Annotated in this window: 19 protein-coding genes; 11 read left to right on the top strand and 8 right to left on the bottom strand. The window is 74.1% G+C overall.

The window, feature by feature from the left end; all coding sequences use genetic code 11:
• Nucleotides 1-5 precede the first annotated feature (5 nt).
• From ACZ47G_RS04440 to ACZ47G_RS04430, 3 genes are all read left to right on the top strand, one after another.
• Entirely contained in the window at nt 6-1,271 is a 1,266-nt protein-coding gene (locus ACZ47G_RS04440; protein WP_465739914.1) for a hypothetical protein, read from the top strand.
• A gap of 215 nt (nt 1,272-1,486) precedes the next feature.
• The gene (paaN, locus tag ACZ47G_RS04435) at nt 1,487-3,187 is read left to right on the top strand and encodes a phenylacetic acid degradation protein PaaN (RefSeq protein ID WP_465739913.1); all 1,701 of its coding nucleotides are present in this window, start codon (nt 1,487-1,489) and stop codon (nt 3,185-3,187) included.
• Nucleotides 3,188-3,341: 154 nt separating this feature from the next.
• Nucleotides 3,342-4,838 (top strand): FAD-dependent monooxygenase, encoded by a 1,497-nt coding sequence (locus ACZ47G_RS04430; RefSeq protein ID WP_465739912.1) that lies wholly within the window; start codon nt 3,342-3,344, stop codon nt 4,836-4,838.
• A 74-nt stretch (nt 4,839-4,912) separates the two neighbouring features.
• Here the strand turns inward: ACZ47G_RS04430 and ACZ47G_RS04425 are convergent, their stop codons facing one another.
• Complete coding sequence (locus tag ACZ47G_RS04425) at nt 4,913-5,479, bottom strand: CGNR zinc finger domain-containing protein (RefSeq protein ID WP_465739911.1); 567 nt, start codon at nt 5,477-5,479, stop codon at nt 4,913-4,915.
• A gap of 259 nt (nt 5,480-5,738) precedes the next feature.
• Here ACZ47G_RS04425 and ACZ47G_RS04420 point away from each other — a divergent pair, with 259 nt between their 5' ends.
• From ACZ47G_RS04420 to ACZ47G_RS04400, 5 genes are all read left to right on the top strand, one after another.
• Nucleotides 5,739-7,919, top strand: coding sequence for a S53 family peptidase (locus ACZ47G_RS04420; RefSeq protein WP_465739910.1), 2,181 nt, complete (start codon nt 5,739-5,741; stop codon nt 7,917-7,919).
• Between the two features lie 299 nt (nt 7,920-8,218).
• On the top strand, nt 8,219-9,250 hold the full coding sequence (locus tag ACZ47G_RS04415) for an XRE family transcriptional regulator (protein ID WP_465739909.1): 1,032 nt from the start codon (nt 8,219-8,221) through the stop codon (nt 9,248-9,250).
• Between the two features lie 207 nt (nt 9,251-9,457).
• Nucleotides 9,458-9,928, top strand: a complete 471-nt coding sequence (locus ACZ47G_RS04410; protein WP_465739908.1) for a VOC family protein — start codon at nt 9,458-9,460, stop codon at nt 9,926-9,928.
• Nucleotides 9,929-9,937: 9 nt separating this feature from the next.
• A complete protein-coding gene (locus ACZ47G_RS04405) occupies nt 9,938-10,849 on the top strand; it encodes a pyridoxamine 5'-phosphate oxidase family protein (protein WP_465739907.1) in 912 nt (303 codons plus the stop codon).
• A gap of 170 nt (nt 10,850-11,019) precedes the next feature.
• Nucleotides 11,020-12,333 carry a peptidoglycan-binding protein gene (locus ACZ47G_RS04400; protein WP_465739905.1) on the top strand — a complete coding sequence of 438 codons (1,314 nt, stop codon included), beginning with the start codon at nt 11,020-11,022 and terminating at the stop codon, nt 12,331-12,333.
• Nucleotides 12,334-12,370: 37 nt separating this feature from the next.
• On the opposite strand, the gene ACZ47G_RS04395 is transcribed toward ACZ47G_RS04400, so the two are convergent.
• From ACZ47G_RS04395 to ACZ47G_RS04375, 5 genes are all read right to left on the bottom strand, one after another.
• Nucleotides 12,371-13,120: a TrmH family RNA methyltransferase gene (locus ACZ47G_RS04395; protein ID WP_465739904.1), complete on the bottom strand. Its 750-nt coding sequence runs from the start codon at nt 13,118-13,120 to the stop codon at nt 12,371-12,373.
• 402 nt (nt 13,121-13,522) lie between these two features.
• Nucleotides 13,523-15,628: an FUSC family protein gene (locus tag ACZ47G_RS04390; protein ID WP_465739903.1), complete on the bottom strand. Its 2,106-nt coding sequence runs from the start codon at nt 15,626-15,628 to the stop codon at nt 13,523-13,525.
• Nucleotides 15,629-15,637: 9 nt separating this feature from the next.
• The gene (locus ACZ47G_RS04385) at nt 15,638-16,774 is read right to left on the bottom strand and encodes an HTTM domain-containing protein (protein WP_465739902.1); all 1,137 of its coding nucleotides are present in this window, start codon (nt 16,772-16,774) and stop codon (nt 15,638-15,640) included.
• A 209-nt stretch (nt 16,775-16,983) separates the two neighbouring features.
• Nucleotides 16,984-17,643, bottom strand: a complete 660-nt coding sequence (locus ACZ47G_RS04380) for a DUF5819 family protein (protein ID WP_465739901.1) — start codon at nt 17,641-17,643, stop codon at nt 16,984-16,986.
• Between the two features lie 90 nt (nt 17,644-17,733).
• On the bottom strand, nt 17,734-18,933 hold the full coding sequence (locus tag ACZ47G_RS04375) for a rhodanese-like domain-containing protein (RefSeq protein WP_465739900.1): 1,200 nt from the start codon (nt 18,931-18,933) through the stop codon (nt 17,734-17,736).
• A 249-nt stretch (nt 18,934-19,182) separates the two neighbouring features.
• Between ACZ47G_RS04375 and ACZ47G_RS04370 the strand changes: the two genes are divergently transcribed.
• Nucleotides 19,183-21,930, top strand: coding sequence for an ATP-binding SpoIIE family protein phosphatase (locus ACZ47G_RS04370; protein WP_465739899.1), 2,748 nt, complete (start codon nt 19,183-19,185; stop codon nt 21,928-21,930).
• Between the two features lie 67 nt (nt 21,931-21,997).
• Here ACZ47G_RS04370 and ACZ47G_RS04365 read toward each other — a convergent pair whose 3' ends face one another.
• Together ACZ47G_RS04365 and ACZ47G_RS04360 are read right to left on the bottom strand one after the other, a co-directional pair.
• Nucleotides 21,998-22,690: a hypothetical protein gene (locus tag ACZ47G_RS04365; RefSeq protein WP_380462260.1), complete on the bottom strand. Its 693-nt coding sequence runs from the start codon at nt 22,688-22,690 to the stop codon at nt 21,998-22,000.
• Between the two features lie 301 nt (nt 22,691-22,991).
• Nucleotides 22,992-24,821, bottom strand: coding sequence for a phosphatidylglycerol lysyltransferase domain-containing protein (locus tag ACZ47G_RS04360; RefSeq protein ID WP_465739898.1), 1,830 nt, complete (start codon nt 24,819-24,821; stop codon nt 22,992-22,994).
• 277 nt (nt 24,822-25,098) lie between these two features.
• On the opposite strand from ACZ47G_RS04360, the gene ACZ47G_RS04355 reads away from it, so the two are divergent.
• Both ACZ47G_RS04355 and ACZ47G_RS04350 read left to right on the top strand, forming a co-directional pair.
• The gene (locus tag ACZ47G_RS04355) at nt 25,099-25,812 is read left to right on the top strand and encodes a response regulator (protein ID WP_465739897.1); all 714 of its coding nucleotides are present in this window, start codon (nt 25,099-25,101) and stop codon (nt 25,810-25,812) included.
• The gene (locus ACZ47G_RS04350; protein ID WP_465739896.1) at nt 25,809-26,957 is read left to right on the top strand and encodes a sensor histidine kinase; all 1,149 of its coding nucleotides are present in this window, start codon (nt 25,809-25,811) and stop codon (nt 26,955-26,957) included. Before ACZ47G_RS04355 ends, ACZ47G_RS04350 begins: the two co-directional genes overlap by 4 nt.
• The last annotated feature ends 36 nt before the right edge of the window (nt 26,958-26,993 follow it).

The raw sequence follows: 26,993 nt of genomic DNA, 5'->3' as shown, positions 1-26,993 counted from the left end.
AGCTGATGAACGCAATACCGGCAGTCTCCTCCGACGTGCCCGACCAGCGCAGCGGGCAGCCGGAGGGCTCCCCGCGCACCTGGCAGGAGCGCGCCCAGGCACTGGTGGTGCGGTTCGGCCCGGCCGTGTGGTGCTACGCGGTGCTCAAGCTGATCGGCTTCACCGTCTTCATGAAGCTGCTCTCCTTCGCCGGCGACTACGCCAAGAAGCCGGCCCGGTTCGGCGGCGGCGCCAACCCCTGGGACGTGCTGGCCAGCTGGGACGGCTGGTGGTACCAGCAGGTCGCCCAGTTCGGCTACCACCCGGCGCTGGTGCCGATCCCGGGCGGCCAGCCCGGCTTCAACATCGAGCAGAACTCCGCCGCCTTCTTCCCGCTCTACCCCGGCCTGATGCGGCTGACCTCGGACGCCACCGGCCTCGGCCTCTACGGCGCCGGGATGCTGGTCTCGGTGCTGGCCTCGCTGTTCGCCGCCGCCGGGATCTACGCCGTGGTGGAGAAGCTGTCCGGCCCCCGCGCGGGCGTGATCGCGGCCGGGCTCTGGGCGATCGCGCCCGGCTCGGGCGCGGAGTGGGCGGTCTACTCGGACTCGCTGTTCGTCGCGCTGGCGGCCTGGGCCTGCTACCTGGTGATGACCAAGCAATGGGTGGCGGCCGGGGTGGTGACCCTGGTCGCCGGGCTCAACCGGCCGACCGCGGCGGCGCTGATCGGCGCGGTCGGCCTGGCCGCGCTGGTCGAGCTGTACCGGCGGGAGAGCGGGGTGCTGCGCCCGCTGGCGGCGATGCTGCTGGCCCCGGTCGGCCTGCTGGGCTACGTGGCCTGGGTGGGCTCGCGGACCGGCGAGTGGGGCGGCTACTTCCGGCTGCAGCACGACGCCTGGCTGCACTACTTCGACGGCGGCCAGGGCACCTGGCAGGCGATCCGCGGGGTGCTGCTGGGCCGCAGCGACTACCCCTTCGCGTTCCCGGTGCCGGACCTCCTGGCCACCCTGATCGTGTTCAGCCTGCCGGTGCTGATCGTGCTGCTGGTGCGGCTGCGCCCGCCGCTGGTGCTGACCGCCTACACGCTGGCCACGATCGTCTCGGTGCTCGGCAGCCTGGGCATCTTCGGCAATGTGTCGCGCTACCTGCTGCCGGCCTTCCCGCTGTTCGTCGCGCTCGCGGTGGGGATGCGCAAGCTCAGCTGGCCGGTGCTGGCGACGGTGCTGGGGACGGGCGCGATCGCCTCGGGCTGGTACGCCGGGTACGTGATCTTCGAGCTCGGGGTGCCGTAGACCGGCCCGCCGAAGGCCCCCGGGGGCGCGTCCGACCAGGACGCGCCCCCGTTCCTTTCCCGCCCCAGCGCCCCCGTCCCTTTCCCGTCCCCCGTGCCCCTTCCGCGGCCCGCCCCCGCGCCCCGGCCGCAATCCGTTCCCGGCACCCTCTTGAACCGACCGATCGTTCGGTTACCCTGTGACGTGTCCCGTCCTCCCCTCTGAGGAGCGCACAGATGTCCGCAGCGGTCACCCACCCCTTCGTCGGCGAGCTGGTCGAGCGCCACCAGGCCACCCTGGACGCCGCGCTCGCCGCCGCCGCGAAGCGCGACTACTGGTCCCCTTACCCCGAGTTCCCGAAGGCCTACGGCGAGAGCGGCCCGGCGGACGGCAAGGCCGCCTTCGACGCGCTGCTCGGCAAGCCCTTCGCCCTCGACGGCCACCCCGGCGACGGCGACCAGGTCGGCGGCGAGGCCTCCCCGTACGGCATCGAGCTGGGCATCACCTACCCGCACGCCGCCCCGGACGCGCTGATCGCCGCGCTGAGCGCCGCCCGGCCCGGCTGGGCCGCCGCCTCGCCGCTGCACCGCGCCGCCGTCTGCCTGGAGATCCTGCACCGGATCAACGCCCGCTCGCACGAGTTCGCCCAGGCCGTCATGCACACCACCGGCCAGGCCTACGGCATGGCCTTCCAGGCCGGCGGCCCGCACGCCCAGGACCGCGGCCTGGAGGCCGTCGCCTACGCGTACGCCGAGCAGACCCGGCTGCCCGAGCAGGCCGGCTGGACCAAGCCCCAGGGCAAGCGCGAGCCGCTGGTCATGACCAAGCAGTTCACCGTCGTCCCGCGCGGCCTCGCCCTGCTGATCGGCTGCAACACCTTCCCCACCTGGAACGGCTACCCGGGCCTGTTCGCCTCGCTGGCCACCGGCAACCCGGTGCTGGTCAAGCCGCACCCGCGGGCCGTGCTGCCGCTCGCGCTGACCGTCGCGATCGCCCGCGAGGTGCTCGCCGAGGCCGGCTTCGACGCCAACCTGGTCTGCCTGGCCGCCGAGCACGAGGGCGGCACCGTCGCCCAGTCGCTCGCCGTCCGGCCCGAGATCAAGATGATCGACTACACCGGCTCCACCACCTTCGGCGACTGGCTGGAGGAGCACGCCAAGCAGGCCCAGGTCTACACCGAGAAGGCCGGCGTGAACGCGGTGGTGATCGACTCCACCGACGACTACAAGGGCATGCTGGGCAACCTGGCCTTCGCGCTCTCCCTCTACACCGGCCAGATGTGCACCACCCCGCAGAACCTGCTGATCCCGCGCGGCGGCATCGGCACCGACCAGGGCGACAAGTCCTTCGACCAGGTGGTCACCGACCTCGCCGCCGCCATCGAGGGCCTGCTCTCCGACGACGCCCGCGCCGCCGCCATCCTCGGCGCCGTGGTCAACCCGGGCGTGCTGCAGCGCTCGGCCGCCGCGGCCGGCGGCGAGTACGGCGAACTCGCCCTCGCCCCGCGCGCGGTGGTCTCGCCGGACTTCCCCGGCGCGACCCTGCGCACCCCGGCGCTGGTCAAGCTGGACGCCGACAAGCCGGACGACCGCTCGGTGTTCCGCAGCGAGTGCTTCGGCCCGGTCACCTTCGCCGTCGCCGTCGAGTCCACCCCCGCCGCAGTGGAACTGCTGCGCACCACGGTCCGCGAGAAGGGCGCCATGACGGCCTCCGGCTACACCACCTCCCCCGCGGTGGAGGCCCTGCTGGTCGAGGCCGCCCTGGACTCGGGCGTCTCGCTGTCGCTCAACCTCACCGGCGGCGTCTACCCCAACCAGACCGCCGCCTTCTCCGACCTGCACGGCACCGGCGCCAACCCGGCCGCCAACTCGGCCTACTGCGACGGCGCCTTCGTCGCCAACCGGTTCCGCACCGTGGAGATCCGCCGCCACGGCTGAGCCGGCCCGACCCCCCGAATCCCCCGTGTCCCCCGGCGGCCGACGGCCACCGGGGGACCGGCGGTTCACAGCTCCAGCCGCGCCCGCGATGATGGAGGCTGGGAGAGCGCCGGAAACGGCGTCCAACCGCCCTCCGAACAACGGGAGCTGATACATGGCCGTGAAGCCGACGACCGAAACCGACGTCATCATCGTCGGCGCCGGACCGACCGGACTGCTGCTGGCCGGCGACCTCGCCGCCGCCGGGGTCGGCGTCACCGTCCTGGAGAAGCGCACCGACGAGTCGAACCTCACCCGTGCCTTCGCCGTGCACGCCCGCACCCTGGAACTGCTGGACGCCCGGGGCATCGCCGAGGAAGTCATCGCCACCGGCCGCCCGCTCAGCGGGCTGAGGATGCTGAACAAGGTCGGCATCGACCTCAGCACCCTGCCCAGCCGCTTCCCGTTCGTCCTGATCACCCCGCAGTACCACGTCGAACGGGTGCTCCAGGAACGGGCCGTACGGGCCGGCGCCACCATCCTGCGCGGCGCCGAGGTCACCGGACTGCGCCAGGACGCCGAGGGCGTCACCCTGGAGACCGGCGACGGCCGGGCGCACCGGGCCCGCTACGCCGTCGGCACCGACGGCGTCCGCTCCGCCGTCCGCGAGCTGCTCGGCATCCCCTTCCCCGGCGAGTCCGTGGTCGACTCGGTGGTGCTGGCCGACGTCCGGCTGGAGCGGGAGCCCGCCGACGCGATCGCCGTGGGCGCCAACAAGAGCGGCTTCTCCTTCATCGCCCCGTTCGGCGACGGCTGGTACCGGGTCATCGCCTGGGACCGCAACGAGCAGTACCCGGACGGCACCACCCCCACCCCCGAGCAGCTCACCGCGATCGTCCGGGCCACCCAGGGCGAGGACTTCGGCCTGCACGACGTGCGGTGGAGCTCGACCTTCCACAGCGACGAGCGGCAGGCCCCCAACTACCGCTCCGGCCGGGTCTTCCTGGCCGGCGACGCCGCCCACTGCCACTCCCCGGCCGGCGGCCAGGGCATGAACACCGGCCTCCAGGACGCCGCCAACCTCTCCTGGAAGCTCGCCGCCGCCCTCCGCGGCGGGGCCGGCGACGCGCTGCTGGACACCTACCAGAGCGAGCGGCACCCGGTCGGCAAGGCGGTGCTGCGCACCTCCGGCGCGCTGATCCGGATCGCCCTCGCCGAGTCCGCCCCCACCCGCGCCCTGCGCGGAGCGCTCACCGCGATCGGCGGCCACCTGGACCTGCTCACCGAGCGCGGCGCCCGGATGGTCTCCGGCATCGAGATCTCCTACCCGGCCCCCAAGGGCGCCCACCCGCAGGTCGGCAAGCGTGTCCCGGACCTTCGGCTGACCGCCCTCAGCAAGCCCACCGAGGGCGCCCCGGCCGGCCCCGAGCGGCTCTACGAGGCGCTGCGCGCCGGGAAGTTCGTCCTGGTCAGCAATGACGAGCTGGCCGCCACCGGGCCCTGGGCGGACCACCTGGTCTGCGCCGCCCCGGCCGACCCGCACGGCAAGCTCGCCGACACCGTCCTGCTGATCCGCCCGGACGGCTACGTCGCCTGGGGCGCCGTCGACCCGGGCCAGGGCGAACTGCGCGAGGCCCTCACCAGCTGGCTGGGCGCCCCCGCCGAGGCCTGACCGGCCCGCTCGTCCCCGCGTTCCGCAAGGGGCGCGGGGACGGCCCGCCCGCCGACCCTTCGTTCGGTCATCCGTTAACCCCGCGCCTTCACATAGTGCCGCGCCGCCTTCGCCCGGTTCCCGCAGACCGCCATCCGGCACCACCGCCGGCGCCCGTTCTGCGAGGCGTCGAAGAAATGCAGAATGCACGCCTCGTGTGCGCACTGCTTCACCCGGTGGGCGCCCTGCCCGAGCAGCCCGAGGAAGTCGTCCGCCGCCAGCCAGGGCGCCAGCCACTCCGGCCGGTCGGCCTCGACCCGCTCCTCGGCCCCGCCCGGACCGGCCGTCCGCCGGATCCGCCCGTGCGCCAGCACCGCGTCCAGCCCGCTCCGCCCGGCCGCGCCCAACTCGCCTTGCTCGCGGGCCTCCTGGGCGGCCAGCAGGATCGCCTCGCGGGCCTGCCGGATCGCCGTCAGCCCGGCCTCGTCGGCCGTGCAGCGCCCGCTCAGCCCGTTGCTGGAGAGCCAGATCCCGTACTGCTCGACGTCGGTGAGCGCGTCGTTGACGGGGGTTCCCGTCCAGCGCGTGTTGAGCAGGTCGAGCGCCAGCGGCTCGCCGATCAGCGGCCGGTGGTCCCTCGGGTCCGGCGTCACGTCAGTCATGGCCCTCCCTCGGCTCGGTCCGATTCTACGGCCGGTCCCGGCGCGGCGAATTGGTATGGACCGTCGCCGGAATTCCGGTCATTCACTGTATGGAATCCCCGGCTTTCCACGCCTCCACAGTTGACTGTTTTTTAGCAACCAATTGCCCGTCCATGATCCACAGCACCGATCCGCTCTGACATGTTCTAGCCAGCGTTCCCGAACCCCTCGGAACGCCTTGCCCCTTGCCGGCTCCCCACAGCCGGCCGGAGGAGGATCCGTGCGCCCCCGTTCCCTCGCCCTCGCCGCGGCGATAGCCGTCCTGCCGCTGACCGCCGTCTCGCTCGGCGTCTCCACCGCGCAGGCCGCCACCCCCCACGCGACCCCGCGCGTCGCGCTGCCGAACACCGTGAACCCCGCGGTGGCCCACTCGGAGAAGAAGGGTGACGTCCCGGCCGAGCAGCAGATCTCGGTGGCCGTCAGCCTCAAGCTGCGCAACGCCGACCAGCTGGACCGCTTCCTCACCGCGGTCACCACGCCCGGCACGCCGGAGTTCGGCAAGTACCTGACGCCGGAGCAGTTCAACGCCCAGTTCGCGCCCACCCAGCAGGCCGTCGACCAGGTCAAGGCCTACCTGACCGCCCAGGGCCTGACCGTCGGCGACATCAGCGCCAACCGCCAGGTGGTCAACGCCCACGGCACCGCCGCGCAGATCTCGCAGGCCTTCGGCACCCACGAGAGCGCCTACGTCGACCCGCAGCAGCAGCGCACCTTCTTCGCCAACGACGCCGCCGCCTCGATCCCCGCCGAACTGGCCTCCGTGGTCCAGGGCCTGAGCGGCCTGGACAACCACGCGGTGCGCAAGGGCCGGATCGCCACGCCGAACTCGGTGACGCCGAACGCCGCCACCGCCACCCCGAACGGCATGGCCCCGGCCCAGTACCGGGGCGCCTACAACCTGGACAAGACCGGCGCCGACGGCACCGGCACCACGGTCGCCCTCTGGGAGTTCGACGGCTACAAGTCCTCGGACCTGACCACCTACGACTCGCAGTACGGCCTGACCGGCCCGGCCGTCTCCACCGTCGCGGTGGACGGCGCGAACTACGACTCCTCGCCCGGCCAGGGCGAGGGCGAGGTCGAGCTGGACAGCGAGATCGTCCGCGGCGCGGCCCCCAAGGCCACCCAGCTGCTCTACGAAGCCCCCAACAGCGACCAGGGCGAGATCGACATGGCCAACAAGATCGTGGCCGACAACAAGGTCTCGGTCATCTCGATCTCCTGGGGCACCTGCGAGCCGGACACCACCGCCGCCTCGATGACCGCCGTCGACAACGCCTTCAAGCAGGCCGCCGCCCAGGGCATCTCGGTCTTCTCCGCCTCCGGCGACGACGGCTCGCGCGACTGCACCCGCTCGGCCAGCGGTTCGGGCGTCACCTCGGTCGACTTCCCGGCCTCCAGCCCGCACCAGACCGGCGTCGGCGGCACCAACCTCCGGGTCACCGGCAGCAACGGCTACTCCTCGGAAAGCGCCTGGAGCACCGCCGGCGGCGGCGTCTCCACCGTGTTCGCCAAGCCCAGCTGGCAGACCGGCACCGGCGTCAACGGCACCATGCGCACCGTCCCGGACGTCGCCTCCAACGCCGACCCGCAGAGCGGCTTCGCGATCTACACCGGCGGTGGCTGGAACGTCTACGGCGGCACCAGCGCGGCCGCGCCGCTGTGGGCCGGCTACGCCGCCCAGTTCAACCAGAAGGCCAAGGCCGCCGGGCAGCCCGCCCTCGGCGAGGCGAGCCCGAAGCTGTACGCGGTCGCGAACAGCGCCGGCTACGGCAGCGCCTTCCACGACGTGACCGGCGGCGCCAACCAGGACTTCGCCGCCAAGACCGGCTACGACCAGGTCACCGGCTGGGGCAGCCCGGTCGCCGACGCCCTCACCACCGCCCTGCTCGGCGGCAGCACCGGCGGAAGCACCGGCGGCACCACCCCGCCGCCCGCCGGCGGCTGCACCGCCGCCCAGCTGATCGGCAACGGCGGCTTCGAGACCGGCACCACCGCCCCCTGGACGGCCTCCGGCAGCGTGCTGGACAACAGCTCCTCCGAGCCGGCCCACTCGGGCAGCTGGAAGGCCTGGCTGGACGGCTACGGCACCACCCACACCGACACCCTGTCGCAGACCGTCACGGTCCCGGCCGGCTGCGCCTCGGCGACCCTCAGCTTCGCGCTGCACATCGACACCGCGGAGACCGGCGCCACCGCGTACGACAAGCTGACCCTGAAGGCCGGCAACACCACGCTGAAGACCTGGTCCAACGCGGACGCGGCCGCCGGCTACGTGCAGCAGACCCTGGACCTGACCTCCTTCGCCGGCCAGACCGTGACCCTCACGTTCACCGGCACCGAGGACGGCTCCAACCAGACCAGCTTCGTGATCGACGACGTCGCGCTGAACGTCAAGTGATCACCGTCCGGTAGCACCACCCAGTCCCCCGCCGGGGCGGCGCCGACACGGCCCGCCCCGGCGGTGTCCGTTCCGCCCGGTTCGCCACCCTCCCGGGGGCCGCGTTCCGGCCGTGTTTCCGCACTGTTTCAAGATCGCTAACCATCCGGTTCACCTGCCGTGACCACTGTCATACGCGCGACGGATGACGTAGCCTCTCGACCGTGCATAGGGTTCCCCAAAGCTCGGTGAAGCTGCTGGCGGCGCGCCCCGGCGCCGGTCCGGCGCCACCGCACTCACCTGGCGGGGAGGGTCACCGCATGGCCGCACAGCAACCTCAGGACGCCGCGCGGTTGCGGCTGGTCGGATCGCGTACGGAGCGTCCCGACCCGCCCGCCCCGGCGCCCCCCACGAACCCCGCCCCGCCGAACTCCGCGCCGTCCGCCGGCCGCCCCGCCCCGGCCGGCGGCTTCGCGGACGCCCTGCACCTGGCGATCGAGGCCAGCGGCCTCAGCCTGGACCGGATCCGCGCCGCCCTGGCCCAACGCGGCGTCAGGGTCAGCGTCACGACGCTGAGTTACTGGCGCCGCGGCCGCAGCCAGCCCGAGCGGGCCAGCTCGCTGCGCGCCGTCCACCTGCTGGAGGAACTGCTCGGCCTGCCGCACAGCTCGCTCTCCTCGCTGCTCGGCCCGCCCCGCCCGCGCGGCCGCTGGGCCGCCGCCGCCAACACCCTCCACCTCGGGCTGGAGGACGTCTGGCCGGGCGAGCAGGAGATCGCCTCGATCTTCGCCGAGTTGGACGCCCCGCCGGCCGGCGAGCTGGAGCGGCTCAGCATCCACGACTCGTACTACGTGGACGCCGAGCGGCGCGCCAACCTGCTGCGGATGCGCCAGGTGGTGCGCGCCACCGTCGGCGGCGTCGGCCGCTGCCTGGTCGTGCACAAGGCCGATGAGGAGGCCACCGGCTGCCCGGAGATCACCTCGGTGCGGCACGGCCGGCTCGGCCGGGTCCGCCGCCGCCCGGAGGTCGGGCTGACCGTCGCCGAGCTGATGCTGGACCGCCCGCTCGGGCACGGCGACAGCACGGTCTTCGAGTACGAGGTGGAGATCCCGCCGGGCGGACCGACCATGGAGTACAGCCGGCGCTTCGCCACCACGGTGCGCGAGTACGTGCTCCAGGTGCACTTCGACCCGGCGGCCGTCCCGGTGCACTGCGAGCGCTACGACCGCGAGCCCGGCGCCGACGTCGACCACCGCCGCGAGCAGCTGTGGATCGGCGCCTCGGCGAGCGCCCACGTCCTGGCCCCGGACCAGCAGCCGGGCCACATCGGCATCCGCTGGGAATGGCCGTAGCGCCACCCCCTCCCCGAGCCCCAGGAGCCCCGTCGGACCACCGGTCCGGCGGGGCTCCGGCATTCACCCGCCCCCTTCGCCCAACCCCTCCACCTAACCCCTTCACACCCACATACCGGTTGACGCCCCATCACCTAACCCCTAATCTCATGAATACAGGTTAGGCAACAGCCTTGCCGGAAGCCCCAGCCCCGGGAGTGACCAGGCATGTCCAGCACCACCGCGCTCCGCACCCTGCAGACCGGCCACGTGGGCCTGAACGTCACCGACCTGAGCCGCTCGACCGACTTCTACCGCGCCGTCCTCGGCCTCCAGCTCACCCACCAGGGCACCGACCCCCAGCGTCGCTTCGCCATGCTCGGCCGCGACGGCCGCCTGGTGCTCACCCTCTGGCAGCAGAGCGCCGGCACCTTCTCCACCGCCGCCCCCGGCCTGCACCACCTCTCCTTCGAGGTGGAGACCCTCGACGAGGTCCGCGCCACCGAGGAGCTGCTGCGCGGACTGGGCGCCGAGTTCGCCTACGACGGCGTCGTCCCGCACGCCGAGGGCTCCGCCTCCGGCGGCATCTTCTTCAGCGACCCGGACGGCATCCGTCTGGAGGTCTACACCCGCACCGGAGTCGACGAGACCGCCGCCGAAGCCCCCCACGCCTCCGCCCCCACCTGCGGATTCTTCTAAGGCCACGCCATGACCAGCACCGCCACCCCCTACCACCCCGGCGAGCGGACCGCCCAGGCCCGCGCCGGAGTGACCGACCGCGCCGACCACGCCGGCCGCTCGATCCGCGACACCGTCCCGGCGGTGGCCGCCCGCTTCCTCACCGAGCGGCGGATGCTGGTGGTCGGCGCCGCCGACCGGGACGGCCGGGTCTGGGCCACCCAGCTGTCCGGCCCGGCCGGCTTCCTGCGGGCCCCCGACGAACGCACCATGACGGTCGCCACCCGCCCGGCCGAAGCCGATCCGCTGGCCGAGGCGCTGGGCCGCCCGGCACAGCTGGGCACCATCGCCCTGGACCCGGCCGGCCGACGCCGGATGCGGCTCAACGGCCGCTCGGCCCCGGACGGCCGGGGCGGGCTGGTGGTCCACGCCGAGGAGGTGGTGTCCAACTGCCCCAAGTACATCCAGCGCCGCACCCCGCTGGACCGCCCGGACGCCGGCGCGCCCCGCACGGTCGCCGCGGGGCCGGTGCTCTCCACCGCGCAGCGGCTGGCCGCGGGCACCGCCGACACCTTCTTCATCGCCACCACCGGCCCGGACGGCCGGGTGGACGCCTCGCACCGCGGCGGCTTCCCCGGCTTCCTGGAGGCGGTGGCACCGGACCGGCTGCGCTGGCCCGAGTACCGGGGCAACAGCATGTTCCTGACCCTCGGGAACCTGGAGCTGGACCCGCGGGCCGGGCTGCTGCTGCCCGACTGGGAGACCGGCGGGGCACTGCTGGTCACCGGCGAGGCCCGCACCGACTGGTCCGAGGAGGCCCGGCAGTCCGCCCCCGGCGCCGAGCGGATGGTCGAACTGACCGTCACCGGCGTCCGTGAACTCGCCGACGCCACCCCGCTGACCTGGACCGATCCCGAGTACTCACCGGCCAACCCACGCTGACGTCCACTCAGGGTCCGTCGAACGGCTCCTCACCCGTCCGGCTCAATCCGCCGCGCCGCACCCCGCCCGCTTTGGGACTTTGGTCCCCACAACACGCGGTCGGCCCCGGAAGGCCGTTCCTGTCCCGCCGTCAGGCGTCGACCAGGAAAACCGCAGAAAAGAGGCGGAGCATGACCCTCACCGACCCGCTGATGGAGTTCGACGAGGTCGAGCCGGAGGAGGACTGCATATGCGGGGGCTGCAACGCCCGCCGCCGCGCCCGGCTGCACTCCGCGCCGGTCCACGAGGGCGGCCATGCCGCGGCCCGCTCCGCCCGCCGCCGGGCCGCCGTCCTGATGGCCGCCGTGGGCACCGCAATCGGCGGCGGCACCGCCGCCGCGGCCCCCGCGCCCGGCCCCACCCCGGGCGGCAGCAGCACCAGCCAGCCCCCGCGGACCCCCCAAGGCGAGGTCAGCGGCCTCTCCGACGGTGACGCCCCCGGCGCCCGCTCCTTCGCCGCCCCCCGGCTCGCCGCCCAGCCCGTCACCCGGGCCCAGATCGTCCAGCGCGCCCAGGCCTGGGTCGACCAGGCCGTGCCGTACAACATGGGCCGCTACTGGACGGACGGCTACCGCCAGGACTGCTCCGGCTTCGTCTCGATGGCCTGGGGCCTCGGCAGCAACCAGACCACCTGGACCCTGCCGAACTTCGCCGAACGGATCAACCGGAACGACCTCCAGCCCGGCGACGTGCTGATCTACAACAACCCGGCCAACCCCCAGGCCGGTTCGCACGTGACGATCTTCGCCGGCTGGACGGACTCCTCCCGCACCAGGTACCTCGCCTACGAGCAGACCTCCCCCGGCACCAAGAAGCGCGCCACCCCGTACGCCTACTGGAACAACTCCGGCTCCTACGTCCCCTACCGCTACACCGGCCTGTCCGGCGGCAGCAGCGACGGCGCCCCCTCCGGCAACGCCTTCCCCGGCGCGGACAAGTTCGGCCCCGGCGCCGACAACGCGTACGTCACCAGGCTCGGCCAGATGCTGGTCCAGCGCGGCGGCGCCCGCTTCTACACCACCGGCCCCGACCCCCGGTGGGGCGAAGCCGACCGCAAGGCCACCCAGGCCTTCCAACTCGCCCAGGGCTGGCGCGGCAACGAGGCCGACGGCCTCCCGGGCAAGGACACCTGGGACTTCCTGGTCAACGACAAGGGCCGCGACATCGGCGCCGGCACCCCCCTGCCGCCCCCGCCGACCACCGGCGCCCCGGCCTTCCCCGGCACCCGGTACTTCGCCCCCGGCCAGAGCAACGACTACGTCCGCCAACTCGGCGAACAGCTGGTCCGCAAGGGCTTCGGCGGCTCCTACACCACCGGCCCCGACCCCCAGTGGGGCGAAGCCGACCGCAAGGCCACCCAGGCCTTCCAACTCGCCCAGGGCTGGCGCGGCAACGAGGCCGACGGCTACCCGGGCCCCGACACCTGGCGCGCCCTCTTCTCCTGAGGGCGCCCGAGGCGCGGCACCACCCCGGTGCCGCGCCTCAGCGCCGCCCCGACATCCAGTGGAACAGCCCCATCGCCACGCTCGTCGCCAGGTTGAAGCTGGACACCCCGGGCCGCATCGGCACCGCCACCAACCGGTCGGCCCGCGCCTTGAGCTCCGCCGAGACCCCGTGCCGCTCCGTCCCAAAGGCCAGCAGCGCGTCGTCCGGGAACGGCAGGTCCCGGATGTCCGCCCCCTCCGGATCCAACACGTACAACGGCCCGGCCGGCAGCTCCGGCAGACCCACCCGCTCCACCGCGGTCGCGAAGTGCAGCCCCGCACTCCCGCGCAGCACCGTCGGGTGCCAGGGATCCAGCTCACCCGTGGTCACCACCCCGGTCGCCCCGAACCCGGCCGCCAGCCGGATCACCGCCCCGACGTTCCCCAGGTTCCGCGGGTTCTCCAGCACCACCACCGGCGCCCGCCGCGGCCGCTCCGCCAGCACCGCCCGGTTGGCCGCCAACGACGGCCGCACCGCCAACGCCACCACCCCGGTCGGATGCAGCCGGGGCGCCAGCACCCGCAGCCGCGACTCCTCGACCTCCACCGCCAGCGCCTCCACCGCCGCCACCACATCCGGCGCCAGCTCACCGGCCAGGGCCAACAACGCCCCCCGGTCCGCCGTCAACACCCGCCGCACCTCGCCCCCGAACCGCAACGCGTGCTTCAGCGGATGGAACCCGTCCAACAGCACCACCCCCGGCTCCCGCTCGGCCACCCGCCACACCCGCACCAGCTCGTCATCCATGCCGGTCACTCTCCCACCCCCAACCCACCCCCACCCCGCACCCACCCACCCCCAGCGGCCGCACAGGGCAAAGCCCGCGCGCCCACACCAAAACACCCACCCACCCCCAGCACCCCCAACCCGCACCCACCCACCCACCCACCCACCTCACCCCCCACCTCCCCCTCCCACCCGCCCCAGGCGAGAGGGACGCGCTGCGGGAGGGGGCGGTGGAGGGGGTGGGTGCGGAGAGGGGCGTGACGGGTGATTTTCAGACCGCCAACGGCGCCCGGCCATCTGCCCACAGGGTCGGCGGTCGGAAAATCATCCAGCCCCCGGAGCGCCCACCCCCGGAACCGCCCCCGGCACCACCCACCCTCCCGAAAGCCCACCCCCCCAACAACAGCCCCGCGCAGCGCCCCCCTACCGCTCCTCCGAACTCCCCCGCAAAGCCCTCTCCAGATCCCGCAAAGCCACCCCCACCAACCGAGTCCCCGCCCTCACCACATCCCCCTGCACCCCCGCCCCCACCAACCCCTCCTCCAACCGCGCCTGCGCCCCCCGCACCGCCCCGAACTCCACCGGCCGCCCCGTCAACAGCGCCCCCGCCGCCAGCGCCGTCGCCAGCCGCAGCTCCTCCGCGTACTCCGCCGCCCCCGGCACCGGCTCGGCGTCGGCGGCCGGCAGGTGCGCCTCCAGCAGCACCGCCGCCCGCCCCAGGTGCCCGACCGCCGCCCGCGCCCGGTCGATCTGGCGCCTGGTCACCCCGGTCAGTCCCGACTCGTGCCGCCCCGGTTCGGCGTCCGCCCGCTGCATGGCCTGGAGCAGCTCCGACCGCGCCTCCCGCGAGTCCAGCAGCGCGGACCGCACCGTACGGCCCCGCGGCGCCCCCGGCTGCTCGTAGCAGGCGACCACCGCCGCCGCGTACCGCCCCGCCGCCGCCAGCCACTCGGCGAGCCGCTCCCCGAGCCGGGCGGTCTGCCAGGTGGGGAACAGCGCGTACGTCAGCAGCGCCAGCGACCCGCCGAGCAGGGTGAGTCCGACCCGTTCGAAGGCCGTCTGCAACGGGTTCCCGGCCTGCAGCCCGAGCAGGAACACCACGTACGTCGAGATCCCGACCGTCGTCAGCGCGTACCCGGTCCGGAACGCCAGGTACGCCCCGCCGATGCACAGGACGGCCAGCGAGGCGAGCACCCATTCCCCGGGGTGGGCGAGCTGCACCACCAGCGTCGAGACCGCGACCCCGACGACCGTCCCGGCCAGCCGGGCGACCCCCCGGCTGTAGGTCTGGGCGAAGTCCGGCCGCATCACCATCGCGGCGGTCATCGGCGCCCAGTACCCGTGGTGGAACCCGGCCAGCCGGGCCAGCAGGTAGGCGACGGTGACCACCCCGGACAGCCGTACGGCGTGCTGGAAGATCGCCGAGCGCGGCCGCAGCTGCCGACGGACGGCCCGCAGCGCGACCGGCAGCATCCGCGAGATCGACGGCTTGTGCAGGGCCCCGCCCGCGCCGACCACGGGGGTGGTGATGGTGTCCTCGTCGTTGCGGTCCAGGGTGTCCGCGGCCTTGCGCAGCAGCCCGCCGAGGCGTCGGGCGGAGCGCCGGGCCGCGCCCTGCAGCGGCGTCCCCTCGTCCGGCCGGACCAGGGTCAGGGTGGGGGCCGAGCGGGGGAGCCGGACGGGGTCGCCGCTGCGGACGGCCCGGGCGAGGGCGTCCATCACCTCGGCGGCGGCGGCCAGCACCTCGCGGGCCCGGTCGCGTTCCGGTCCCTCCTCGGGGGCGCCGACCTTGGGGTCGGCGAGCGCGGCGAGGGTGGGCCGGATGCGTTCGGCGATGCCGCGCAGGCCGCGCAGTTCGGGCGGCCGGTGGCGGTCCTGCCAGGGGGTCACGGCGGAGGCGTGCCGGGCGGTCATGAACGGTTCCGGGTCCACGTGCGCGGTCGGGTCCTGCCGCAACCGGCGTGCGTAGTCGGCGAGTTCGGCGTAGGTGTCGGCGAGGGCGTCCCGCTGGGCGGTCCAACTGCCGATCGGCCAGACGGTGATGACGGCGGCCTGGGCGACCCCGCCGAGCGCGGCGACCAGCCCGTGGCCGAGCGCGGCGGTGGCGCTGACCGGGAGTTGGACCACGATCAGCATCACCGAGAGGGTGTTGGCGGTGACCACCCCGGCGGTCGGTCCGATCGCCCAGGCGAGCCCCGCGCCGAAGGCCCACACCGCGAGCAGCACCGGGAACAGCCCGTACACCCCGGCGGCCAGGTAGCCGAGGAAGGTGCTGGCCCCGAGGCCGACCCCGGCCGCGACGGCCAGGCTGGCGCGGGGCCGGAAGCTGCGCTGGAAGGTGGCCGAGCCGGCGATGAACGCGCCCATCGCGGCCGAGGTGGCGAGGGCGACCCCGCCGAGGGCGAGCGTGGGGAAGAGCACCAGCGCCACGGCGACGGCCCCGCGCAGGGCCCGTTTGGGGTCGGTGAGTGCCCGGTCGAGGGTGAGCCCGGTCCGCGCGGTGTCACGAAGGGCGTCGAACCAGGACATACCGACATCCTAGGGTCTGGCGCCGGGCGCCCCCACCAGCCGCTGCCGCAGCCGCCCGAGCCGCGCCGCCGCCCACAGCAGGGCGCCGGTCGGCAGGAACACCGCGTCCGCCGCGACCATCGCCAGCGAGAACACCGGCAGCCCGAGCACCACCGCTATCCCCAGGTGTTCGACCATCAGCACCGCCAGCAGCACGTTCTTGACCCGCCGGTTGAGCAGCGTGAACGGGAAGCCGACCTGCAGGATCACCGTGCCGTAGGAGATCAGGAAGACCGGCAGCAGCGCCGAGCCGAGCAGCCCGGACAACCCCGGCCAGGGGGTGAAGTAGTCCAGGTGCAGCGGGTAGTACAGCGCCGTACCGTCCTGCCAGCGCGAGCCCTGCACCTTGTACCAGCCGGCCGTGGCGTAGACCAGCACCACCTCGGTGACGATCACCAGCATCGCGCAGTTGTGCACCATGTTCGCCAGCGCGTCGAGCACCGCCCGCGGCTCGCCCTCCGGTCGCAGCCGGCCGAGCGTCCACCACAGCCCGGCCACCGCCCAGAGCCCCCAGAACAGCGGCGCCCAGCCCAGGTACGGGAAGGCCGGACTGCTCCAGGTCAGGCTGTCCCCGGAGAAGTCGCCGGCCTGACAGACCGCCAGCACCGCGCCGAGCAGCGCCCAGAGCACCACCCCGCCCCACCCGGTCCGGGCCCGGCGCGCGTCCAGCGACCAGACCTCGGCGCAGCGGGTGAAGACCAGGTAGACGGCCATCAGGTGGACGATGTTGTCCCCGCCGTCGCCGAGGAAGACGTCGCGGTTCTGCAGCGAGAGCACGGTGACCAGGAACAGCACGCTGCTCGCCCTGGTCCGCCAGCCCAGCAGCACCGCCAGGGCGGCCAGCACGGCCAGGTGGTAGACCAGCTCGAACCAGAGCCGCCCGTCGAACCAGGGCAGCACGGTGAACGCCCCGTCGTCGGCCAGCAACCGCCGGGCGAGGTCCATCGACCAGGGCGAGTGGTCGCCGTACAGCACCCGCCGGTTGGGCCACTCGCGCAGCAGGTAGGCGAGCCAGACCAGCCCGAAGCCGATCCGCACCACCGCGGCCTGGTGCCGTCCGAGCGCCCGCCCGGTGAACGCCTCCACCGCCCGCCCGAAAGCCGCCACCGGACCCACCGGACCCACCGGGCCCACCGGGCCCACCGGCCCGGGAACATCCGTCCTGGCACCGTCCTGACGCGGCACGCGCACCGGCAGCCGCTGCCCGACCGCACCGCCCAGCTCCGCCGACTCCGACAGCTCCGTCGGCTCCGTCGACTCCGACAGCTCCGCCGACCCCGACAGCTCCGCCGACCCCGCCGGCTCCGAAGCCCCGTTCACCCCAACCCCCGGTAGTCCTCGTCCCCGACCGGCCACCACGGCAGCTCCCGCACCCTGGGCGCGGGCGGCGCGGCCTCACCGCTCCAGGTCGGCGGCGGGACGGTGGCCGAGGTCACCCGGAACTGGATCTCCAGCACGCGCTCGCCGTCCGCCTCCCGGCCGATCCGCTGCAGCGCGATCCGCTTGAGGTACTGCTCGGCGAGCTTGCCGCGCGGGTTGGTGAGCTTCTCGTCCTGCGGATCGTGCGAGCCGTCGTAGAAGTCCCAGGCGCGGCGCAGCAGGTTCTGGTCGACGTGGCTGGGCGCCGGGTTGTCCCGTATCGCGGCGAGGTCCCGGGCGGTGAGCCCGGTCCAGTCGTGGGTCCGGGTGGCGCCGCCGTCGGCGACGGTGCGCACCCGGGCGTCCAGGCTGACGTTCTGCTGCAGCGGGTTGGGCGCGAACAGCTTCCAGTTCTGCTCGAACTCCGGGTACACCAGCCCGTCGACCTCGTCCCGGTACTGCCGGGACACCGTGTTGTCCGGCGCGACGTGCAGGAACACCGCGGCGAGGAACAGTCCGGTGCCGCTCACCAGCACCGCGGCGGCCAGGCCGAGGACGAGCTGCGCGGGCCCGGACCACACCCTCCCGGGGGCGGCCCGGTCGGTGGTCCCCGTCATGGCCTCCCCGCCCGATCGGCGCGCCGCCGGCCGGTACCGGCGCGTCGCGCGCCCATCCTGCCCTACCCGTCACCGGGCGGGCGCCGCGGCCTACAGGACGAAGGCGGCCTGCCCGCCGCTGCCGACCATCGGACGGCCCGCGCTCTCCCAGGCGTACATCCCGCCGTCCACGTTCACCGCGTCCCGGCCCTGCTGCACCAGGTACTGGACGACCTGCGCGGAGCGGCCGCCGACCCGGCAGAGCACGTACAGCTTCGCGTCCGGCAGCTCGTCGATCCGGGCGATCACCTCACCGATCGGGATGTGCAGCGCGCCGTCCACGTGGCCGGCGTCCCATTCGTCCTGCTCGCGCACGTCCAGCAGGGCGGCGTCGGCGGGCACGGAGGCGGCGTCGGTGGTGGGGATCTGCGCGAACATCGTGTGGCTCTCCTGGGCTCGGTTCGGGTCGGTGCCATTCTCGCCCACCGGCACGGTCGGGTGGGCCCCGAGCAGCCGCTCCAGCTCGGCCTGCTGCGCGGCGGCCTTGGCGAGCAGTTCCTCGGCGAGCTGCTCCAGCAGCCGGTCCGGGTCCTGCGGGGCGAGGGCGAGCAGCTGGCCCATCGGGGTCTGCTCCAGCCGGACCTGCTCGGTGGCGGTCTCGGTGATCTTGGCGGTCAGCCACTCCAGCCGGCGGCGCAGCCAGCCCAGCCGGTCGGGGGAGTCGAGGGCGGGTGCGGCCTCCGGCGCGGTGGACCACTCGGCGGCCAGGTCGGCCAGCGCGGCGGTGTCCCCGTACGCGTAGGCCTCGTTGACCCGGACCAGGAAGTCCGCCCGGCGCTGCTGCTCGTCCCGGTCGGTGGTCAGGTCCGGGTGGGCGCGGCGGACCAGCTCGCGGTAGATCCGCTGGGCCTCCTTCCCGGGCCGCACCCGGGCCGGCGCGGCGGGCGGCGGCGGGGCGACCTCGTCCGCGTCCCGACCGGACTCCTCCCGCACCGACCGCACCGAGTCGAACAGCGCGTCCAGGTCGGGCAGCTCGTCGACCTGCTGCCGCGCCTCGGCGGCCCGCCGCCGGTCCTCCGGGTCGCCGGTCCGGGCCGCGACGGCCTCGGCGACCAGCGCGTCGAGCTCGTCCAGCCGGGCGTAGAGCGGGCCGAGCAGCTGGTGGTGGATCAGCGCGAAGTTGTCGATCTCGACCCGCAGCGTCTGGACGTCCACGTCCATGCTGAGCCAGGCCAGTTCGGCGGCGGCGACCCGCTCCTCCAGCTCCTGCTGCTCCGGGTCCGTCCAGCGAACGGGGCTCTGCGCGGTCACGATCTCGCCTCTGTCTCGTCCGGCCGGCTGGGTCCTGCGGGGCCACCGCGCGGGCGGCCCGGCCTGCCACCCTACCGCCGCGCTCCGCGCCCCCGTCCGGGTGAAGCAGGCGTACGAACCGGCGCGCGGTGCACGACACGCAACCGATCCTGATGAATCTCCCCGTTTCGGTGTCGAGCCCGGCCCGGTCCGTGCTTCGCTGGTATCCGCACAGCGTGCCCTCCTCCGGAGAATCGGCCGCCTCCAGGCGTGGCGGCCAGGCGGGAGCAGACCGAATCCATGGTGGCCGAGTCCAACTCCACACCGCTTCCGGCGGGCGCCGAAACCGCGCCGGGCGACCATCCGACCGGCGTCGCCGCCCTGGTCCGGCTCGCCCTCGTCCTGGTCGACCGGACCGGCCGGATCACCCAGTGGAGCCGGGCCGCCGAGGAACTGTTCGGGCACCGCGCCGAGGCCGTCACCGACCGCCCGGCCGCGGGCCTGCTGCCCGCCCTGGAGTCCCGGGTGCTCGGCCGCTGCGCGGTGCGCCGGCGCTGCGACGCCCTCGACACCCTGGCCGGACTGACCGCCGCCGGCCGCCCCTGGGCCGGCCGGCTGACCGTGACCGACCGCGAGGAGCACCAGCGCGACGTGCTCTGGTGGGCCTACCCGCTGCCCGGCCCGGCCGGCGGACTGCTCGCCCTCGCCGCCGACGCCCGCCCGCTGCGCACCACCGGGCCCCGGCTGGCGCTCGGCGAGCGCCTGCTGCCGTTCGCCGCCGCGCCCGGCGCCCGGGGTGGCTTCCACGGGCTGACGGCCGCGCTCACCGCACCCGCCGCCGAGCTGCCCGAGCCGCTGGCCCGGCTGCTGCCCGCCGCCCACCGGGGCCCGCTGCGGGAGGCGGTGGCCGTGGGCGGGCTGCCCGCCCTGCGGCTGGACGCGACCACCGCGCTGCCGGTGCTGCCCGCCGATCCGCAGCACGGCACCGCCCACGCGGCCGCCGGCCTGGGCCGCCGCTACCCGACCCCGCAGCAGCGCGCCGCCCGGCTCGGGCCGCCGCCGCAGGCCGACCAGTCCACGCCCGGCCGCCGTCCCCCGGGCCCACTGCCCGCCCAGCGGGAAGCGGCTCAGCGGGAGGCGGCCCAGCGCGAGCCCGCGCCCCGCGAACCGGCCGAGCGAGGCGCCACCAGAACCGGCCGCCCGCCCGTCCAGTCGCCCACCGGAGGAGGAGCCACCATCGAGCAGCAGGACGCCGTCGAGCCGTCCGCCCACGGCCTCCCGCCCCGCCCCGCCGGCCAGGCCCCACCGGCCGAGGGCCCGCCGAGCGGCCGGCTGGGCCCGTTCCTCACCAACGGCCAGGCCGGTGAGCAGCTGGCCCTGCTGAACGAGGTCGGCGGCAAGGTCGGCACCACCCTGGACCTCGGCTTCACCGCCCACGAGCTGTGCCAGGTGCTGGTCCCCCGGGTCGCCGACTTCGCCTGCGTGGACCTCGTGGACGGCCTGATCTCGGACTCCGAGCTGCCGGTCTCCCGCCCCGACGACGACACGATGCTGCGCCGGGTCGCGCTGGTCTTCAACCAGACCGGCGGCGCCTGGGACCACGTGCTCTCCGAGGGCTCGCTGGTCAGCATGCCGCGCCGGACCCCGCCCGGGCTGGCCCTGCAGCTCAACCAGCCGGTGCTGGTCCCGGTGGTCAGCGCCGACGTCGCGGTGGACTACGCGATCGCGCTCGGCGGCGCCCGGCTGGCCCCGGTCGTCTCCGGCCGCTCGATGCTGGTGGTCCCGCTGTCCGCCCGGGGCACCGTGCTGGGCATCCTCAAACTGCTCCGGCTGCCGGACCGCGCCCCCTTCGACGAGAGCGACGCCGCCACCCTCAAGGAGCTGGCGGTACGGGCCGCCCTGTCGCTGGACAACGCCCGACTGCACCGCGCCGAGGCGCGGGTCGCCACCACCCTGCAGCGCTCGATGATCCCGACCCGCCCGCCGCAGATCCCCGGCGTGCAGATCGCCCACCGCTACCTGCCCGGTGACCCGAAGGCCGAGGTCGGCGGCGACTGGTTCGACGCGATCCAGCTGCCCGGCAGCCGGGTCGCCCTGGTGGTCGGCGACGTCATGGGCCACGGCATCCACTCGGCCGCCGCGATGGGCCGCTTCCGCACCGCGATGCAGACCCTGGCCGCCCTGGACCTGCCGCCCGGCCAGCTGCTGCGGCACCTGGACAACCTGGCCCAGAAGCTCGGCGACGACCACCTCGCCACCTGCCTGTACGCGGTCTACGACCCGATCAACCGGACCTGCGAGCTGGCCAGCGCCGGCCACGTCCCGCCGGTCCTGGTGCACCCGGACGGCACCGGCGAACTGCTGGAGATCCCGGCCGGCGCGCCGATCGGCGTCGGCGGGGTGCCGTTCGTCGCCAAGACCATCGACGTCTCGGACGGCTCGATGCTGGTGCTGTGCACCGACGGTCTGGTCGAGGTCCGGGGCGGGGACATAGGGGCGGGCCTGGCGGCGCTGTGCGGCAACCTGATCGACCCGCAGCAGAGCCCCGAACAGGCCTGCGACGAGGTGCTGCGGCGGCTGCACTCGGACGACCGCAAGGACGACGTCGCCCTGCTGGTGGCCCGCTTCGACGGGGTCGCCCCGTCCGAGGTGGCCACCTGGGACCTCACCGTGGACCAGCGCGAGGTCCGCCGGGCCCGTTCGCTGGTCCGCGAGCAGCTGGCCGCCTGGCACCTGGAGGCGCTCAGCGACATCACCGAGCTGCTGGTCAGCGAGCTGGTCACGAACGCCGTCCGGGTCGCCCGGGACCGGGTTCAGCTCCAGCTGATCCGGGTGGACAAGCTGCTGGTCGAGGTCAGCGACGACAACCACAACCTGCCCTCGCTGGAGCCGGCCGAGCAGCTCGGCGAGACCGGCCGCGGCCTCACCCTGGTGACCAAGCTCGCCGAACACTGGGGCACCGCCCGCAAGGCGGTGGGCAAGGTCGTCTGGTTCGAGCTGCCCCTCCCGCACGCCTGACGGCCGCGTACGGGCGACTGCTCCGCAGTCCGCCCGTACGCGGCCGTCAGGCCGGGTGAAGCGCCCCTCAGGGAATGACCGCGCCCGCCGGGCGGCGCCGGGCCTCCGCCGCGACCTCCCGGGAGGTGGTGGTGGCCACCGAGGTGGCGGCGCCGACCCCGGCCAGCACCCGCGGCCAGAAGTCCCCGAAGACCTCGACCGCGACGGCGATCAGCAGCGCGGTGATCACCGCGACCACGTGCTCCAGGCCGGCCAGGTTCGGCAGCATGACCGCCTCGCCGACCATCAGCACCACGACCAGGGTGGCGGTGAACCAGGACCGGGTGCGGAACGCGATGCAGATCGCCAGCGCCACCACCGCGGCCGACGGCCCGGTGTCCCGCACGTAGGCGACCCACTTCGGGAAGCCGAACAGGTGGCCCGGCCCGATCGCCACGCCGACCCGGGCGAACAGCGTGCCCGTCAGGGTGCACGCGTAGGCGACCACCAGGGTCATCCGCCGGCCGAGCACGACCTCGGCGATCGCGAAGACCACGAACACCTGGGCCAGCGCCCCCCAGACCGGCAGGTCCAGGGCCGGCACGTACAACGACAGCGGGGTCCGCAGCAGCGAGACCTCCAGCGGTAGCGAGGCCCGCACCACCCCGATGTGGCTCACGAAGCGTTCACCGCCCGGCAGGTGCTGGACGATGCTGAACAGCAGGATCAGAAACGTCGCCACCGTGGCCAGCGGGAACGCGGCGAACTTCTTCCGCGCCACCGCACCCCGGACCGTCAGGTACAACGTTCCCCACTCGGCGACAGCGGCCTTTCTGGCAAGCGCCAGCGGCCCCTTTCGCACGCCCCCCGCGTGGGTCCTGTGAATCACAACCGTTTCTCCCGAATCCCCGAACTTGTCAGCTACTCCAACATTAGAAGCCTGTTAACAAATCCACATCGGCATGGATGGGGAGTTACGTCATCCTCAGGAGGGAGACGAATCCCCCCTCCGGACCCCCCTTACGACCGATGGCGCTCTCCGCCCCCGGAGCCCCGGCCCCCCTCCGCCCCCCGACGGAGGGCTACCCCTGCCCGTCCCGTGCCCCCACCGGCAGCCGGGGCGCCACCACGGCGGGCCTGGCGTGCCGGCGACGGAACAGTGCGGGCAGGCTCGGCGCGACGATGAATCCCTCGGCGCGGGCGCTCGCGATGCCGATCCGGGGGATCTCGCTGCTCTTCTCGAAGAGCAGGTAGCGCGGCTCCCAGATCGGCCGGTACTTGGCGTTCGCCCGGTACAGCGACTCGATCTGCCACCAGCGGGAGAAGAACCCGAGGACCGAGCGCCACAGCCGCAGCACCGGCCCGGCACCGAGCTTCGAACCGCGCTCGAAGACCGAGCGGAACATCGCGAAGTTCAGCGAGACCCGCTTCAGCCCGACCTCCTCGGCGCGCTGCAGCAGCTCGATCACCATGAACTCCATCAGGCCGTTCTCGGTGTCCCGGGCCCGGCGCATCAGGTCCAGCGACAGCCCGTCCGGGCCCCACGGCACGAAGCTCAGCAGCGCCTGGAGCTCGCCGTCGCCGTCGCTGCACTCCAGCATCACGCAGCGGCCGTCGCCCGGGTCCCCGAGCCGGCCCAGCGCCATCGAGAAGCCGCGCTCGGTCGCCCCGTCGCGCCACTCGTCGGCCTTGGCCACCAGCTGCGCCATCTCCTCCTCGGAGATGGACTCGTGGCGGCGGATCCGCACCGTGTACCCGGCCCGCTTGACCCGGTTGTACGCCTGCCGCACCACCCGCATCGCCCGGCCGTCCAGCGAGAACTCGTCCAGCTCGACGATCGCCTCGTCACCCAGCTCCAGCGCGTCCAGCCCGTGCCGGGCGTAGATCACCCCGGCCTCCTCGGAAGCGCCCATCACGGCCGGCGCCCAAGCGTGCTCACGGGCCTCGGACAGCCAGGCCTCGATCGCACCCGGCCAGGCCTCCGGATCCCCGATCGGATCGCCCGAGGCCAGCGACACCCCACCGATCACCCGGTAGGTCACCGCCGCCTTGCCACTGGGCGAGAAGATCACCGCCTTGTCCCGGCGCAGCGCGAAGTAGCCCAGCGAGTCCCGCTCACCCTGCTTCTCCAGCAGACCGCGCAGCCTGGCCTCGTCCTCGGGGTTGAGCAGCTCCTTGCCGCGCGGGCTGCGGAAGGCCACGTACAGCACCAGCAGGAACAGCACCGCGCCCATCGCGTTGATCGCCGCGTTCACCCAGGTCGGGGCGGCGATCACGGAGCGCAGGTGCTCCGTCGGGGTGATGGTGATCATCCGGCCGACCGAGTAGCGGAAGAGGTCCCACCAGCCGGCGCCGTCCAGCTCGTTGGTCAGCCAGACCAGCAGCGCGCCCACCGCGCCGCCGAAGAACAGCCCGCCGACGAACGTGGCCGCCGCGGTCTTCGGGTTGGAGCGGTCGCCCTTGGAGGTGAACTCCTTGCGCCCGATCAGCAGCGACAGCACGAACAGGCAGGTCAGGATGGTGGAGAAGTAGTTGAGCGGGTGCTTGTTGAAGCGCTCGCCGGGCAGCACCATGGCGGCCAGGTACAGCAGGGCGAAGACACTTCCGAGCGCCGCGTTGAAGATCCACGCGGCCCGCTTGCGCCGCCGCATGGCGACCGCGAGGAAGATCGACAGCACCGCGGCCGCCAGGCCCGAGGTCATCAGGTACGGGGTGAAGTACTCGCCCTCGTTGTGCTCGGAGACCTGGTTGCGCCAGGGCACCAGCAGCACGGTGGTCACGTTCAGCAGCGCCAGCAGCCGGAGGTACCAGACGGAGGCGGTGGCGGCCCTCGGGCGCCAGCGGGCGAGCGGTCCGGCGGACGGTGACCCGGCGGAGGTGGCGGACGGCTCCGACTTCACAGTGGACGACACAGCTCAATTCCAAACGATCAGATGGTGGGGCGCATCCGCACACGGCCCGGCGCCGGACGCCCGCACGGTCCGACGGACTGACCGGCCACCCCCGCCCACCGGCCGCCCGCAGCGAGCGGCAGGCCGGAAAAGGGCAGCCAACTCCATGGTTCCGCACCATTCCTGAGAATTGCGTGAACCGGGTAGCGGATTCCCACCCCCGCCGAACGGCGGGGGTTCGTACCCGTCATGGGTTCGGCGGCCCGCCCTCCCTACCCCTACTCTCAAAGCGACCCCCGTGGACCGACCGAACCCGGCCGCCCGAACCGAGGAGGCACCCATCACCACCACCCGCGTGCTGATCGTCGACGACGAGATCCTGGTCCGCTCGGGCCTAGGCCTGATCGTCGGTTCCGCCCCAGACCTGGAGGTGGTCGGCGACTGCTCCGGCGGGCAGGCCGAGGAGCACGTCCAGCGCCTGCGCCCGCACGTGGTGCTGCTCGACATCCGGATGCCCGACCTCGACGGCATCTCGGTGCTGCGCCGCCTGCGCGCCCTGCCGGACCCGCCGGCCGTGGCGATGCTCACCACCTTCGACACCGACGAGTACATCGGCACCGCGCTACGGGCCGGGGCGACCGGTTTCCTGCTCAAGGACACCGCCCCCGAGCAGCTGGTGCACGCCGTCCGGGTGCTCGCGGCGGGCGGCAACATCCTCTCCCCGACCGTCACCCGCACCGTCATCGGCGGCTACGTGGACGGCGGCGGCCCGGACGCCGAGGCCACCGCGCTGGCCCGCACCCTGACCGGCCGGGAGCTGGACGTGCTCGCGCTGCTCGGCGAGGGCCTGTCCAACGCCGAGATCGCCGACCGGCTCTTCCTGGGCACCGGCACGGTCAAGGACCACATCAGCGCGATCCTCGGCAAGCTCGGCGCCGCCAACCGGGTGCAGGCCGCCGTGCTCGCCCACCGGGCCGGCCTGGTGCGGCCCAAGCCCGGCGACGGGGCATGACGACCGCCGACCAGTTGCCGTCCCGACGGCTGCCGGCCTGGTGCACCGCCCCCTGGCTGATGCTGCTGCTGCCCGTCCTCTACTCCCTGCTGGACGCCGCGCTGGTGGCCCGGGACGCCACCTGGTGGCAGATGGCGCTCTCCACGCTGGCCGCCGTCGCGCTGTTCTGGCGCCGCCGCTTCCCGGTGGCGGTGCTGCTGCTCACCATGCCCGGCTCCTGGGTCGAGCAGATCTGGCTGGCCCCGATCACCGCGGTCTACACGGTGGCCACCGAGCGCCCCGGCCCCCGGGTGCTGGTCCCCTGCGCGACCCTGTTCACCCTCGTCTCCTTCTTCCACTGGCCGCTGCCGACCCCGATCATCGATCTCAGCCGGAGCACCGCCCTGGACGCCATCCAGGCCGTGATGCTGTCCGCCGGCCCGGCCGCCACCGGCCTGCTCTCCCGCACCCGGCGGGAGCTGGCCGCCCGCCTGGACGAGCTGACCCGCGGCCAGGAGCGGGAGAGCCGGCTGCTCGCCGAACGGGTGCTGATCAGCGAGCGCGGCCGGCTGGCCCGGGAGATGCACGACGTGGTCTCGCACCAGGTCAGCCTGATCAGCATCCAGGCCGGGGCGCTCCAGGTGAGCACCGCCGACCCGGCCGCCGCGACGGTCGCCCGCACCATCCGCGAACTGTCCGTCCGGACCCTGGACGAGTTGCGCCAGATGGTCGGGGTGCTGCGCGGCACCGGCCGCCCGCTCCCGGACGCCCCGCTCGCCCCGCAGCCCCGGCTGGCCGACCTGCCCCGGCTGATCGAGGAGAGCGGACTGGCCGCCGACACCGAACTCAACCCCGGTGACCGTCCGTGGCCGGAGGCGGTCGAACGGGCCGCCTACCGCACCGTCCAGGAGGCGCTCACCAACATCACCAAGTACGCCCCGGCGGCGACGGTGCACGTGAAGGTCCGGGCGAAGGGCCGCCGGCTGCGGGTCGAGGTCCGCAACGAGGCGCCCCCGGTCCACCCGGCCGAGACCCTGCCGGGCGGCGGCCACGGCCTGGTCGGCCTGCGCGAGCGCGCCCAGCTGCTGGGCGGCACCCTGACCGCCGGCCCCACCCAGGACGGCGGCTTCGAGGTCCGCGCCGAACTCCCCGCCTCCCGCTCCTGACCGGGCCCGGCCGGGCCGGAGCGGGGGTCCGGAGCG

Source organism: Kitasatospora sp. NPDC030952 (assembly GCF_055571335.1).
The sequence above is the reverse complement of the archived record's forward strand: the minus strand, read 5'-3'. Positions and strand labels throughout refer to the sequence as shown.